This window comes from Cupriavidus sp. C2SS-8b (assembly GCF_057073745.1).
Genome location: NZ_CP172718.1, coordinates 553787 through 567538, shown reverse-complemented (window position 1 = coordinate 567538; position 13752 = coordinate 553787). Strand labels below are relative to the sequence as shown.

Below are 13752 nucleotides of genomic sequence, written 5' to 3'. Positions count from 1 at the left end.
GTGCAGTGCGCTGGCGCCACGCGCAGAACGGCGAAATGAAACTGGCATACGCACGTGGCCAAGACACCGGGACAGTAGGGGGATTTGCCGACGGGTCACGGACATCATCGTGCGCTCGCCCTGAATATAGGCTTACCATGCCCAGGAAGGTCTGATGCACTATGGGTTGGTCGAGCACATAAGCGCGAAGGATTCGGCCCGAACGGATGCGGCGAGGGGTCGATCGCTGACATGCTGCGTGGCAGCGGAACGGTGATGTGCTTGATGCATTACGTAGTCTCCAAACATGGTCAGGCCCAGTTGTGCCACTGGGTATGCACTTGGTACTTGAGTCGACCGGCTACCCGCAGGTCAGAGGAAAATGCCGGTGACATAACGATCCTAAACGTCACGCGCATTGAGCGCCCCTCGGAATTTGTGATAGCAGCTATGCAAGCTATGCAAGACGGCTCGACGGACAAGCCTCTGGGCCGTATATTTCACCTTTCGACCAAAGCCGCCAATGACATCTTGGTAAGACCGTGTTTTGGCAGACCCTCCCTCAAAACCTCATTGTCTATAGGTAAATGCACCTAATACAAGCACTTGGTGAATCGTCTGAATGAAGATAACAAATATTTTCCGACGCAAAAAATAATGCAGAGCGACACAACCGAAAAGTTCAGACTTCCTGCCATCCTCGATCCTCGATGGGAACTGTTTGTTAAAGTTGGCGAACTTCATAGCCTAACAAGGGCAGCCTTGGCGTTGGCAATGCCGCAGTCAGCAGTGAGCCGACATATCAGTCAGCTTGAGCTCGAATGCGGTAGCAAGTTGTTTCGGCGGACTGGTCGCGGAGTCATACTGACAGAATTCGGAGAACATATTTACCCAAGGATCAAAGAGTTGATCACGCAGGCGGCATATCTTGCTGACGAAATGCGGACAATTAGTAAAGCGCCTATGGGTGTCGTAAAAATCGGCATACTGCCGGCAATGGTTCCGTCGTTAGCCGGCAGGCTATTTTCGGACGTCCTTGAAAAGTATCCTCATGTACAACTACACCTGGTTGAAGGTTCAAGCGGGCAGCTAGAAGAATGGCTGGCCGAGGGCCGTGTCGACTGCTCGCTTCTGTTACGAGACGCGACAAGCTTGGCCCGAGGAGAGCTCTTGATTGCGCAGCAAGCGCTGCACCTGGTTGCCCGTCGCGACAGTATATTTAGGGGCCGATCAAATGTGGCGTTCGACGACTTGGAAGGGATTCCGTTGGTCGTGTCAAGTCGGCCACATGCTTTGCGTTCCTTGTTGGACGGCGTGGCACAATCTAAAGGTGTACGGATATTAGTACAGGCCGAGGCTGATTCAATTCGCCTTCAGCATGCGATTATCAAGCAAGGACGTATATACGGAATGATGTTCGGAAAATTGGCCGTTGGAGAGACGACCGAGCTTGAAGCCATACCTATTATTGAACCGACTTTATCGGAAGCAGTGGTATTAGCAAAGGCGCCGCAACGCCCTGACACACTGGCGACTCGGGAGGTCGCGAAGCGGCTTATTGCGTTGGCGTCTAGTTTACTCGCCGCCTGACGACTGGCCGCGATCTTTCGCCTACTGTTGTTGCAGATCGTTATGTCCGCCAATGGCGGTCACGATTTCCGCCAATGCAGTAATCTGGACCCGATTACTCACCCTTGCGATGACGCTTGCCAATCTCACGGAGCACCGCAGTGAGGTTGCGGCAGATGCGTAGCGTGCATGGCGAGAGCGCATTCAGTCTATGGCCAGGGACTTGGCAGACATCCGTGTGCGGATCAAGCCAATCCCGTTTCCGGCGAGGCGAGAAAACGTCGAATAGATTCAGCACAAGGCAGTCGAAGCAATATGGGAGCTGATCTCGGTCTGACACCCACGCCATTGGCGTTTGAAGCGCCTCCAGCCTTGGGATATCAACATGAGTCAGGCGCGCAAAGCGGCACAATCCACTGCCGGCTCGGATTGCTTGTCGAACGCGTTTGCACGCACCAAGTTTGGCGCCTCACCAAGAATCTGAGGTGCCAGCTCCTTCAGCGCTTCGCCTTGACGGCTTGCCCCCAATGTTTGCGATCTCGCGCTGGTGTTGCTGTTGCAGATTGCTATTTCCGCCAATATCGAGGTCCGAGCGCCTTCTCACGCCCTTTCGCTGACGCTTGCGCCCCTTGTTCGCATGGTCAGCCGTCGATATTCGGCGAGGCCGGCGCTCCATATCAGGCCTGCGCCTCGGCCTTGGCGGCCTGGGGCAGTCTGTTACGGCATCCACTCGGCGTAGCAGCCCACGACCGGGCCCGGCGTGCCGTCCTCGAGCGCGGGGCCACGCGCGGGCTGATCATCAGCCTGCAGTAGGACGATAGCCGCCTTAAAATAGAGCGCTTCTGCCTTTGGAGCCGCCGACGTGCCGACCTCGCCTTCTAACCCCTTGCGAATGATGGCCCCCCCTGTCCGACGCGGAAATGGACGAACTCGATCAGTTTCTGCTGTCTGACCCGACATCGGATGAGACGACGAGTCTCGACATGCTGGATGGGTATTGCTTGCCGAGTATGGCGTCGATGACTGATCGTGAGGCGTTCGCCGCCAACGCGGGTACCGGGCGATGGGATATCGGATGTTTGGAAGGGACGGGACAGAGTGATTGTTTCCCTGCAGCTGGATACGGCAGGGTTGCGTTTCCTTAAATTAATGTTCCAATGAGATGACGGGGGAAGAAAGCGGCTACATGAGAAGAAAACTGGGTTTTCGCCATATCGAGACAGTCCACGCGATTGTCCTGACGGGCTCGGTGACGGGCGCGGCGACGCGCCTGCATCTCACGCAGCCGGCGATCAGCAACATCTTGCGCGACGCTGAAGAGCGCCTCGGCTTTACGCTCTTTGAGCGACGTGGCGGGCGTCTGTTGCCCACACGTAGCGCAGACCAGCTGTTTGAGGAAATCGAGCGTTCCTTTATCGGGCTGGATTCCATTAACGCGTTCTGTGAGCGTATTCAGCGCAACCAGCGCAAGCATCTTTCGGTTGCCTGCACACCGGCATTTGGTGCGGCCGTCCTCCCGAGGCTGGCTGCGAGTTATGCACACCGCTGCGCTGACGTATTTCTTTCAGTTCATTCCCGTGTCGCGCATCATGTTGCCGCGTTAATCAGCTCCAGAAAGGCTGATATTGGCTTCGCGCTCGAGGTGCCGCCTGTCCCTGGCGTGGAGAGCGAAGTAATTGGGGAACTGCCGATGTTGTGCTACTTGCCGCCCAGCCACCCGCTGGCTCGACAGGATGTGGTCACGCCGGCGCAACTCCTCAGCGAGCCAATGATTTCGCTTTCGAGTATTGAAGGTATCGAGGAACTGGTGACGGCTTCGTTCCGGGACTGCGGCGCCACACCCGTCCCGGTGGCGGAATGCCCTGCCGCCATCGCAGCTTGCGGTATGGTTGCGGCGGGTATAGGCTTTACCCTGTTCGATTGCCTACCTGCCCAGATCTTTGATCCGGCTCGCCTGATTGTCAGGCAGTTCGCGGCGCCGAGCCACCTGACGTATCGTGCCTACTGGCTGAAATCCAAGACACCGGATTTCGACCCCCAGCCGCTGGTAGCCTTGGCGCGCTGCATCATGGCAGAGATGGCAGGCCAGGAAATTCAGCGGAAGCGTGCCAGCTGGTAGGATGCCAGGTCTATCGGGGCGGGTCCGCCGGTGATGAGCTGCGCCACGAGCCGGCCAGTCATGGGGGCTCCCGTCAGTCCTGTATGACCATGCCCGCATGCAATGTAGAGCCCCGGATGGCGCGGCGCCTCGTCGATGATCGGCACACTGTCCGGCGTCGATGGACGAAGGCCGAGCCACATGCTGGCGCCGCGTGTGTTGATGCCGGGAAAAAGGCGCCTGGCCGTTGCTAGGATGGCTTCAGTCCGCCGCTCGTCAGGCGGATGCCGCAGGCCCGCAATCTCGACCGTTCCCGCAAAGCGCAGGGCACCGTCCATCGGCGTTACGGCAACGGCTTTGTCCTTGTAGATAAAGGGATAGGGCACGGTGACCCCGGGATCGGGCAACTGTACGTGGTAACCACGCTCCGCTTCCAGCGGGAGTCGGATGCCGAGCGGGCGCAGCAACTCCCCCGAAAAGGCGCCAGCGGCCACGACCACGCGCCCCGCGTAGACCTCGCCCAGGTTGGTCCACAGCCGGAATCCGGCGCCATCCGGTTGCAGCTTAACGATTCGCCGTTGCAGGATGCGGCCGCCCTCGCGCTCGAACTGGGCGGCCAGTGCCCCGGTCAGGCGCAGCGGATCCACTGCGTGCGCGTGCCTCGGAAACCGTATGCCGCCGCGCACGTGGTCAGCCAGGCCCGGCATCATTGCTCGGATCTGCGCTTCGCTCAGGCTCTCGCACATGACGTCCTGCTGCCGGCGCAGCTCGTTTACCAACCGGTCGACCGGGGACTGGCCCGTACTGGCGGACCACAGATGCAGTTGCCCGCCGGTCCTAATGACCGCATCGCAGGCATCGCCGCCGAGCAGTTCACGATAGGCCAGCAAGGCCGGCGCGTGCAGTGCTCGCAGCGCGCGCGAGGCCTGGGTCACGCGCTTGCGACTGCTGGCGCGCAGCCACGCCAGGAGCCATGGCGAGGCGCGCAGCAGGTGTGGCGGGTGGATGGCAAGTGGTCCGGTGGGATCCAGCAGCCAGCGCGGCAGCTGCCGTGCCATGCCCGGTAGGGCGATCGGGATGCAGCTGTCGACGCTGATCAACCCGGCATTGCCATACGATGCGCCCCCCCCCGGGGCGAGGGTGTCGTAGATCGTTACCTTGCAACCCGCGCGCTGCAGCCACAAGGCAGCACACAGGCCGACGATGCCTGCGCCGATGACGGCGATAGTGCCTTGATGATCGGTACTGGCTGGCGGGGACGGAGGAAGATGCGAGCAGGATTGCATGTGTGAGTGCCGGTAGGATTAAGGAGCCGCGCGCGGTGCAGGATCGGCCCTGCCCAGGCTCTTGTTCCGATATTGCAGGTGAACGCGGAATCTGGCGATTTCGCATTCGTGATAGCGTATTTGCAATCATGATTCGACAGCGCTTCATTCGCCTCCGATGATTGGCTGACGCGGTCGCATTCGGCGAGTTCCGGGCACCCGCCCGGTCCGACACGTAACCGCAGATCAGCACCCAGACAACCGATAAAAGGGGGAAGCAATCATGTCAAGCGAAGCAAAACGAATTGGACGGCGCGATGTCGTACGCGGCCTGGCAGGAATAGGGGCCTGTCTGGCTATGGGCCTTGGCGTGACGCAGGCTGCCCGCGCTGAAGCGCCAGCGCGCTTCATCGTACCTTTCCCGGCCGGCGGCGCCGCCGACGCCATGGCACGCGTGCTCGTGGAAAAGCTCAGGGACGAACTCAAGCAGACCGTGATCGTAGAGAACCGCCCGGGTGCGAGCACGCGCGTGGCGGCGGAAGTGCTGAAGCAGGCCGCACCGGACGGCAATACGGTACTGATGACCTTATTCGACACCATGGTCATCGCGCCGCTGGTCTATAGCAATCTCCGCTATGACCCGGACAAGGACTTCGCGCCCATCAGCGAAGTGGCAGCCGTCAACTATGGGCTGGCAGTCAGCGCAAGCTCGCCCTACCGGTCACTGGCTGATTACATCAGGGCCGCGAAAACCGATCGCAACGCGGCAACACTAGGGGTGTCCGGCCTCGGCTCCGTACTGCACTTCATCGCGTTCGAGTTCACCAGAAAGGCGGGTGCCGACATCTCCATCGTGCCGTTCCAAGGGGGGCCGGCGATGGTGACCAACCTTGTCGGCAATCAGATCGGCTCGGCCGTCGATGGTCTCGGCGTGTTCGTGGAACAGCATCGTGCGCACAAAATCCGTGTGCTGGCTGTGTCGGGCAAGCAGCGTAGCAGCCAGCTTCCCGATGTTCCAACCTTTAGCGAACAGGGCTATCCTTCGCTGGTCGTCGGCTCGGGCTATGCGCTCTACGCTCCGGCCGGCACTCCGCCAGCGCAGGTGTCACGCTGGAACGCAGCATTGCGCAAGGTCCTGGCCATGCCAGATGTGCGCAGCCGCATCCAGAACATTGGCTACGAGCCGCTGTCCGGTTCGACGCCGTTGGAGGTCACCCAGTTGAAAAAACGGCTCGTGGAGCACTGGGCTCCAATCGTCCAAACGGTGGGCTTCAGAGGAGACTGAGCCGGAGGCGCGCACCCGCGCCGCTAACGGCGCCCGGCCGAGCCTATCGGTCACTGACTGTGCGTGAGCATGGGGGATGCTGATGGACGTGGCGATCAAACGCGGAGGTCCAAATGTGGAGCGACGGCATTGATGGAACAAGGGGCTCGTCGGGCTAATGCCGTTCAGTTAAGAGCTGAGCGGCATTTTTGTATTTAGCGTCCGGCAGGTTGTAAACATTGCGCCGAAATGTTAACTTCGCGGCGCAATGTTCTCCAGTCACCTGACCGTTCTGCTCGAAGCACAACAGCCGGCCGATTTGAGTCGGCTGGCCGAGCATCTCCCGTACGAGTGGATCGAGCGTGCGGTAGAGGCGACGGGAACGGCAAGTATCCGACGTCGCCGGTTGCCCGCCGAGCAGGTGGTATGGCTAGTGATTGCACTGGCGATGTATTGCCATTGGTCGATCAGCGAAGTGCTCGACAATCTGGAACTGGCACTGCCTGACGAGGTATCGCCGTTCGTGAGCAAAAGCGCGGCGACGCAAGCCCGCCAGCGCATCGGGCAAGCACCGCTGGCGTGGCTGTTCGAACGAACAGCGCAGGCCTGGAGCCGGCAGGACGCCAGCGACCACGCTTTCAAAGGGCTGAGCTTGTGGGCAATGGACGGCACAACGCTACGCACAGCCGATAGCCCCGCCAACCGCGAGCACTTCGGTGCGCAGGCTTACGTTCGCAAGGTTGCCAGCTATCCACAGGTGCGCATGGTGACGCTGACGGCTATCCCTACGCATCTGGTGGCAGGTGCCGGCTTCGGTCGCTACGGTTGCAATGAGATGGTGTACGCCAAAGGCTTGTTGGGGCAGATACCAGATGATTCGCTGACGGTATTCGATAAGGGCTTTCTGTCTGCCGAGATCCTGTGCGGCCTGACGATGGGCGGGCACAACCGCCACTTCCTGATTCCGGCCAAATCCAACACCTGCTGGGAGGTGATCGCCGGCACGGCCGATGATGCCACGGTACGCATGCGGGTCTCGCCGCAAGCACGCAAGAAGTGTGCGGCACTGCCGGAGTTCTGGCAGGCGCGGGCGATTCGCACGACCGATGCACGCGGGCGCAGCCGAATCTTGCTGACATCCCTGCTCGATCGGCGTCGCTTCAAACCTGCCGACATCGTCGCCTGCTACGAACGTCGCTGGCAGATCGAAACGAGTTACCGGGAGCTCAAGCAGTCGATGCTCGGCACGGAGCTGACCCTGCGCAGTCGCAACGTCGATGGGGTATGCCAGGAAATCTGGGGGGCACTGATTGCCTACAACCTTGTTCGCCGTGAAATGGCCAGCGCCGCCCGAGAAGCGAAGCTCGCACCAACCGATATGAGCTTCGTGCGTGCCTTCCACGTGATTCAGCACGAGATGATGTGGGCGGCCGTCACGCCAGCCTATGCCAAATTGCCCGCCTGCCTGCACCGACTCCGTGAACGCCTAAAGTCGCTGCCCAATGTGAAACGACCCGGCCGCTCATGCGACCGGGTCGTCAAAGCTCGCCCTTCACGCTACACCGTTCGATTCCTCAGCAAGGACCTTAACTGAACGGCATTATTGAGGCTTGTATAAATCATGACAACCGATTCGAGTCTGACGCGTTATCTGATCAAGGCGTTGATCGGGAGTCGATTGCATGGCAGGGAAGATGGACGAAGCGACCAGAAAGCGGGTTCGCGCTGGACGGATGCTGTTAGCGAACAAGCCGGTCGCGGAGGTTGCGGCTGCGGTGGGCGTGGCACGGCAGACGGTGTACACGTGGAAGGCGCGACTGGACGAAGGCGGCATCGATGCGCTGCGCACCATGGCCCGTGGACGGCCGTCGTTGCTCGACGATGCCCAGCGCGAGCAGTTGTGTCGTGCCTTGCTGCAGCGCCCCACCGAGCATGGCTTTGGCACCGAACTGTGGACGCTCAAACGGGTGCGTCTACTCATCGAGCAACGCTTCGGGGTGTCATACAACGAGGCCCATGTCTGGCGCATTCTGGATTCGCTCGGCTTCTCGCCCCAACGCCCAGATCGACGCGCTATCGAGCGCGACGAGGACGCCGTTCTGGCGTGGAAGCGCAAGACTTGGCCCGCGCTCAAAAAAAGTGTACGCGGGAGCAACGGCTGATCGTTTTCATTGACGAGTCTGGGCTCTCGGAACGCCCCACGCGCGTGCGCACCTGGGCTCCGAAAGGTCAAACGCCAGTCATCCAGTTTCATTTCAACTGGAAGCATGTCTCGGCCATCGCGGGAATGAGTTATCACAACTGCCTGTTCCGCCTTTACGACGGCGCGATCAAGAGCGCACAGATTGTGGAGTTCCTCAAGGCACTGCGCGCGCACCTCAAACGCCGCCTGATGATCATCTGGGACGGCGCCGCGCAGCACAAGAGTCGCATCGTGCGCGACTACCTCGATAGCACTGGTGGTGCAGTGCAGATGGCCTTTGTCCCGCCCTACAGCCCGGACCTGAATCCAGTGGAGTATCTCTGGGCCTGGCTCAAGCGCCATGCCCTGGCCAACTTCTGCCCACACTCGCTCGCCGAACTCAAAACGACCGCCCGCAATCGGCTGCGCAGCGCACAGCAACGCGCCAACATCATAGCCGCGTGCTGGAAGCAGGCCGAGTTGTGGTGATGTCAGCATTTATGCAAGTCTCAATAGGCTCGTCGGGCCCCTTGTTGCTGGATCAGCAGTCTTTATCGGCGAGATCGCCAAGGTCTCCAGGATGCTGCTGCCGATCTTCGGGCGGCCAAAGCCAATTGACGAACTGCTCGACGATCTGCGCTACCGTCTGCTTGCACACTATCAATCACAGCCCAGGCCTGCGCGGGCGTCCAGTTGGCGTCGATGAACAGGGCACCCCCTGGGTGATACCGGATGGCTGGTGTAAGGTCATGCTGATGTCTTGGTCGTATTGAGACGTGGCGGTGATGGCCAACGACATCACGCACCGCAGTGGGTGAACTGACGTCAGGTCATTGCTCGCTTGGCGGGAATTGCACGGCAGTCCGGCTAATTCCGGCTGCCTACAGTTGCGATCGAAGTTCAAGCGATAGACTAATGCCAGCGCCTAGCAGAACCCGCCTTTGGGACGTTAGAGCCCGTTTGAAAATTCGCCGTAGATGTGATTTAACGTTCGGATGTGGAAAAAAGAACATCGAGAGCGGCAGGCAAGCATGGCGGCCAAGACAAAGCGATATCCGAGCGACCTGACAGACATCGAATGGGCAGCGATGGAAGGACTGCTGCCGAAGCCAGCACAGCGTGGACGACGTAGGAAGGCCGACCTGCGTGAAGTCATCAATGCGCTGCGATACCTGGTGCGCTCCGGGCTGCGGCTGGCGCATGCTTCCCAAGGACTTCCCGGCCTGGCAAACGGTGTACTGGTGGTTTCGCCGACTGATGCGCAGGTTCCTGTTTCGCACGCTCCACGATGTTGTACTGATGCTCGATAGGGAATTGGAAGGAAGGCAGCCTTGCCCCAGCGCTGGTGTCGTGGATAGTCAGTCGGTGAAGGCGCCGTCGGCGCAAGAGCGCGGCTATGACGCGGGAAAGAAGATCGTCGGGCGCAAGCGCCATATCGCGGTCGATACAAACGGCAGGCTGTTGATGGTCAACCTGACGCGAGCGGACATTGCTGATAGCACGGGAGCCATCGCGGTGCTTGAGGCACTGAAGAAGCGCTGGCCAGGCCTGAAGCATTTCTTTGCCGACGGGGCATACGACCGTCGTGCGTTGATGGACAAGGCGGCGACGCTGGATTTTGTGGTGGAGGTGGTGCGCCGCCATGAGGAGCAGGTTGGTTTCGCTGTGCTGCCCAGGCGCTGGGTAGTTGAGCGAACCTTTGGTTGGATGGTCCGGTGGCGTCGGCTGGTCAGGGATTACGAACGGCGAACTGACGTATCGGAAGCTATGGTCTATATCGCTATGGGCGGCCTGCTGCTACGCAGAATCGCCCATCCTTGAATTTCCAAACGGGCTCTTAGTACTACTGTGTCACAAATGTGATTGATCAGCCAGACGCGCAACATGGGCAAAGCCCAAGGCTGCGCATCAGATGCACGCTAAGTTGATGACGGAGTGTGGTGATTGAATTCCTCACATGTCGCTGCGCGCGCTGGGCTGCCACGGGGGATGTAATCCGCGGGAAGCGCAGGTATTTGGCATTCGGGGAAGTTTTTTTTATTTCCTATGGACTTGTCTGCGGTGAGTCGCTCGGCCATCAGGAAGCCATAGGCTGCGATGCTCAACGTCGCATGATGGTGGAATCCACGCCAGCCCCGACCTTCGTAGTGACCAAGGCCGAGTTCTTGTTTCAAGTCCTGATAATCGCGCTCAATACGCCAACGCATTTTGGTCACGAACACCAGTTGTTCTATCAGCGCATCGGCCGGTGCCGTGGACAAGAAGTATTTGGTTGGCTCCGCTTCGCCCTGCGGCCACTCAACCAGCAGCCACTCTTCGTCACGCATGGTGCTGCGCCAATAGTCCCGATGCGCCGCGCGAACCCGCACGGCCGCAAATCGCGATGAAAGGGCCGTATTGGTGCCTTCCCGCCAAGTCACCACTTGGTAAGCACTCGCGGGTAATGCCATCGCCAGAGTCTTCGCCGAAACCGGTTCATGGCCCGGTGCGCGACGCAGCAACTTCGGCGGCCTACCCGGACCGCTTGCAGGTTTGGCCGGCAGTGGCGAGACGCCCGGCGGCCAGACTGTCGTCGCGGGCCGAATCCCGACGGCGTAAAGCAGCCCAAACTCGGGCAGGCTTTCGCGAAACCCCGTTTCATCGCCATACGCGGCGTCGGCAAGCACGACTCCGGCAGGCACGCCGGCTGCGATCGCCTCGCGAACTTGCGCCAGAGCAATCTCCGGCTTGGTAGCGAACGCGACATCGTCTGGCACGCCGGCCTTCTGGCGGCGAGTCTCATCGGCGGCCCAATCCTTCAGGACATAGAGCTGATAGGCAATGGGGAGGCTGCCTTGCTCCGTAGCCAATGACAGGCTGACCGCGACCTGGCAATTGTCCTGTTTGCCAAGCTGGCCGCAATATTGGCGAGCCACACCGACCGAATGCTTGCCTTTCTTCGGGAAGCCCGTGTCATCAATGATCCAATAGCGACCGGTTCGCGCTTGCATTAATGGCTGTACCCATTCGCGGATGCGCGTCAGTAATACCGCATCCGACCAATCGGATTTGGAGATGAAGTGGTGCAGCGATTGATGCCGGGCGCTGCGCGCAGGGGGTCAACCCGTGCGGCCATCGGGTCCACACTCTTTCGCGACAGCGGCAGCATCAGACCAGTGCAGTAGCTCTCCAAGCCGGCGCGGCGATCTGCGTGTCCCAATCCCTCAGCCAAGTAGTTGCGGAATGACTTCTTTCGGCCGGTGAGTCGGTGCGACATGCGCGGACGCATCGTGTTGTGCCGCCATCTCCTCAGTGACGTCAGGCGTAGGCTCAGCCGGGCTGGAGATTCTCAACCTCGAATACAAACTCGTTGGCCAGGCTCTCGGCCACCAGACCGGCAAAGGTTTCCGCCAAACCTGAGTTCGCCAAGTGGCCGGCGCGCGCCATGCGCACCTCCACCAGGCAGGCCGGCAACAACGGCACGACGCGCAATGCATGCGCAAAAACGCGCGCCGCATAAGGATTGACGATGCCGATCCCCGCCCCCTGCGCGGCAAGACTGCAGATCGTGCCCGAGTAGGTTGTCTGCAGGGTAGCCGCCGGCTCTGCGCCGGCATCGCGCAATGCCTGCCAGAGCGCGATCGAGAGTTCGTCGTCCGCATTCAGGGTCAGCAGCCGTTGACCGGCCAGTTGGGAAGCATGAAGCTGCTGCAGAGACGCCAGCGGATGCTCCGGGTGCATCACGCAGACAGCGTGCTCCTGGTGAAGCACCTGGATATCGAGCTGGGGCTGGTCCAGCCGCCCGGTCGCCAGCACGAGGTCGAAGCGGCCATGCATCAGCCCTTCGCTGAGCTGGTGGCTGCCCACAGTCTGCAGGTCGACGTGCACATCGGGATGCAGTTCGATAAAGCGCCCCACGATGCCCGGCATCAGCCCGAGCCCCAGCGCCGGCGTACAGCCCAGCCGCAGCAGGCCAGTACCGGATCGGCGCAACAGGTCCACTTCCTGCCCGATGCGCGCGAGCCCCTGGAAGTGGCTCTGGACCGTCTGGAACAGCCGCTGCGCTTCTGGCGTGGACCGCAACCGGCCCTTGTCCATGTCGAACAGCTTCAGTGCCGTTCCGGCCTGCATTTGCGCCAGTAGCCGGCTCACCGACGGCTGTGTGGTGTGGAGCATTGCGGCTGCGGCCGTCGTCGTGCCGGTCAGCATGACCGCGCGAAAGGCTTCGATTTCCCGGAAAGTTGGAGTACGCGGCATAGGAATGGCGTTCGGCGATGGGGCCAAATGTATATCACGAATGCATAGCCCACACGCAAGATTGCATTATTCAGCATGGCAGCACCAACCTACACTGGCAGCCATCAAACGGCCGACCACGCCTGATTCCTTCGGAGACTACCCATGCCACGCAAGCCGACCCTTTCGCGCTGCCTGACCTTGTTGACCGCGCTGCTTGCCGGCACGGCGTCCTTTGCTGCCCACGCGGCCTACCCGGACCACCCCCTGCGCCTGATCGTGCCGTTCAGCGCGGGCGGCAGCTCGGACCTGCAGGCGCGCATGCTGGCCGACAAGCTCGGCAAGCTGTATGGGCAGACGGTGGTGGTCGAGAACCGCCCGGGGGCCGGCGGCCATATCGGCGGCAAGGCTGTCGCCGATGCGCCGGCGGACGGCTACACCCTGCTGCTGGGCTCGATCGGCCTGCACGCGACCTATGGCACTTACCCGAAGCTGAACTACAACCCGGCGACGGACCTCAAAGTGGTGACCGTGCTGGCGGAAATGCCGCACGTCGTCGTGGTGAACCCGAATATCCCGGTGACGAACCTCAAGCAGCTGGTCGAAGCCGCGGGCAAGCGTCCGCAGGGCATGACGTTCGGCTCGGCCGGCGTGGGCTCGTCGGTCCATATGATCGGCGAGCTATTCCGGGTCACGACGGGCGCAGCGCTGACGCACGTGCCCTACAAGGGCAGCTCGGCGGCCATGGCGGACCTGCTCGGCGGGCAGATCGACATGATGTTCGAGAATCCCCCGACCACGCTTGGCTACATCCGCACGGGCAAGCTGCGCGCCCTGGCCGTCACCGGCAAGACACGCCTGCCGGCCCTGCCACAGGTACCCACGGCGGCCGAATCCGGCGTGCCCGGCTTTGTCGCGACGTCGTGGACCACCATCGCCGTCGGCGCCAGGGTGCCGGATGCCATTGCGGACAAGCTCAATGCCGACATCCGCGCCATTGCGGCTACGCAGGAGTTCCGCAACGGGCTGGCGGAGCAAGGCATGACGCCGGTAGCCAATACCCGCGACGCTGCCGCAAAGTTCATCGGTGCCGAAAAGGCACGCTGGGACGAGGTCATCAAGAAGGCAAAGCTGAGCGCCGAATAAATCTCCGGCAGTCGCTGGCCATCCTCTCCAACCT

At 61.0% G+C, this 13752-nt stretch carries 8 protein-coding genes and 2 pseudogenes; 7 read left to right on the top strand and 3 right to left on the bottom strand.

Going from position 1 to position 13752, the window contains the following annotated elements; all coding sequences use genetic code 11:
• Window positions 1-588 precede the first annotated feature (588 nt).
• Together ACIGJB_RS32235 and ACIGJB_RS32230 are read left to right on the top strand one after the other, a co-directional pair.
• Window positions 589-1569: a LysR family transcriptional regulator gene (locus tag ACIGJB_RS32235; protein WP_483734926.1), complete on the top strand. Its 981-nt coding sequence runs from the start codon at window positions 589-591 to the stop codon at window positions 1567-1569.
• 1165 nt (window positions 1570-2734) lie between these two features.
• A complete protein-coding gene (locus ACIGJB_RS32230) occupies window positions 2735-3667 on the top strand; it encodes a LysR substrate-binding domain-containing protein (protein ID WP_483734925.1) in 933 nt (310 codons plus the stop codon).
• On the opposite strand, the gene ACIGJB_RS32225 is transcribed toward ACIGJB_RS32230, so the two are convergent.
• Window positions 3643-4932 carry an NAD(P)/FAD-dependent oxidoreductase gene (locus ACIGJB_RS32225; protein WP_483734924.1) on the bottom strand — a complete coding sequence of 430 codons (1290 nt, stop codon included), beginning with the start codon at window positions 4930-4932 and terminating at the stop codon, window positions 3643-3645. The two genes, ACIGJB_RS32230 and ACIGJB_RS32225, sit on opposite strands and share 25 nt — an antisense overlap.
• 262 nt (window positions 4933-5194) lie before the next feature.
• On the opposite strand from ACIGJB_RS32225, the gene ACIGJB_RS32220 reads away from it, so the two are divergent.
• The 4 genes and pseudogenes from ACIGJB_RS32220 (at window position 5195) to ACIGJB_RS32205 (ending at window position 10178) form a co-directional block, all read left to right on the top strand.
• Window positions 5195-6196 (top strand): tripartite tricarboxylate transporter substrate-binding protein, encoded by a 1002-nt coding sequence (locus tag ACIGJB_RS32220; protein ID WP_483734923.1) that lies wholly within the window; start codon window positions 5195-5197, stop codon window positions 6194-6196.
• A gap of 247 nt (window positions 6197-6443) precedes the next feature.
• Window positions 6444-7769 carry an IS4 family transposase gene (locus tag ACIGJB_RS32215; protein WP_483734922.1) on the top strand — a complete coding sequence of 442 codons (1326 nt, stop codon included), beginning with the start codon at window positions 6444-6446 and terminating at the stop codon, window positions 7767-7769.
• 88 nt (window positions 7770-7857) lie between these two features.
• Window positions 7858-8846, top strand: a protein-coding gene (locus ACIGJB_RS32210) for an IS630 family transposase (protein ID WP_483734921.1) whose coding sequence is annotated in 2 segments (ribosomal slippage) — window positions 7858-8320 and window positions 8320-8846 — 990 coding nt in all. Because the reading frame shifts where the segments join, the coding sequence is not laid out codon by codon here.
• Between the two features lie 506 nt (window positions 8847-9352).
• A pseudogene (locus ACIGJB_RS32205) lies at window positions 9353-10178 on the top strand (IS5 family transposase).
• Between the two features lie 98 nt (window positions 10179-10276).
• On the opposite strand, the pseudogene ACIGJB_RS32200 reads toward ACIGJB_RS32205, so the two are convergent.
• Together ACIGJB_RS32200 and ACIGJB_RS32195 are read right to left on the bottom strand one after the other, a co-directional pair.
• A pseudogene (locus tag ACIGJB_RS32200) lies at window positions 10277-11613 on the bottom strand (IS701 family transposase).
• Between the two features lie 53 nt (window positions 11614-11666).
• The gene (locus ACIGJB_RS32195) at window positions 11667-12593 is read right to left on the bottom strand and encodes a LysR substrate-binding domain-containing protein (protein ID WP_483734920.1); all 927 of its coding nucleotides are present in this window, start codon (window positions 12591-12593) and stop codon (window positions 11667-11669) included.
• Between the two features lie 144 nt (window positions 12594-12737).
• On the opposite strand from ACIGJB_RS32195, the gene ACIGJB_RS32190 reads away from it, so the two are divergent.
• Window positions 12738-13718 carry a Bug family tripartite tricarboxylate transporter substrate binding protein gene (locus ACIGJB_RS32190; protein ID WP_483734919.1) on the top strand — a complete coding sequence of 327 codons (981 nt, stop codon included), beginning with the start codon at window positions 12738-12740 and terminating at the stop codon, window positions 13716-13718.
• Window positions 13719-13752 lie beyond the last annotated feature (34 nt).

Bases quoted from the DNA above. Each gene is read 5' to 3' on its own strand.
- ACIGJB_RS32220 (WP_483734923.1), top strand. From the start codon at position 5,195: ATGTCAAGCGAAGCAAAACGAATTGGACGGCGCGATGTCGTACGCGGC.
- ACIGJB_RS32225 (WP_483734924.1), bottom strand. From the start codon at position 4,932: ATGCAATCCTGCTCGCATCTTCCTCCGTCCCCGCCAGCCAGTACCGAT.
- ACIGJB_RS32195 (WP_483734920.1), bottom strand. From the start codon at position 12,593: ATGCCGCGTACTCCAACTTTCCGGGAAATCGAAGCCTTTCGCGCGGTC.
- ACIGJB_RS32230 (WP_483734925.1), top strand. From the start codon at position 2,735: ATGAGAAGAAAACTGGGTTTTCGCCATATCGAGACAGTCCACGCGATT.
- ACIGJB_RS32215 (WP_483734922.1), top strand. From the start codon at position 6,444: ATGTTCTCCAGTCACCTGACCGTTCTGCTCGAAGCACAACAGCCGGCC.
- ACIGJB_RS32190 (WP_483734919.1), top strand. From the start codon at position 12,738: ATGCCACGCAAGCCGACCCTTTCGCGCTGCCTGACCTTGTTGACCGCG.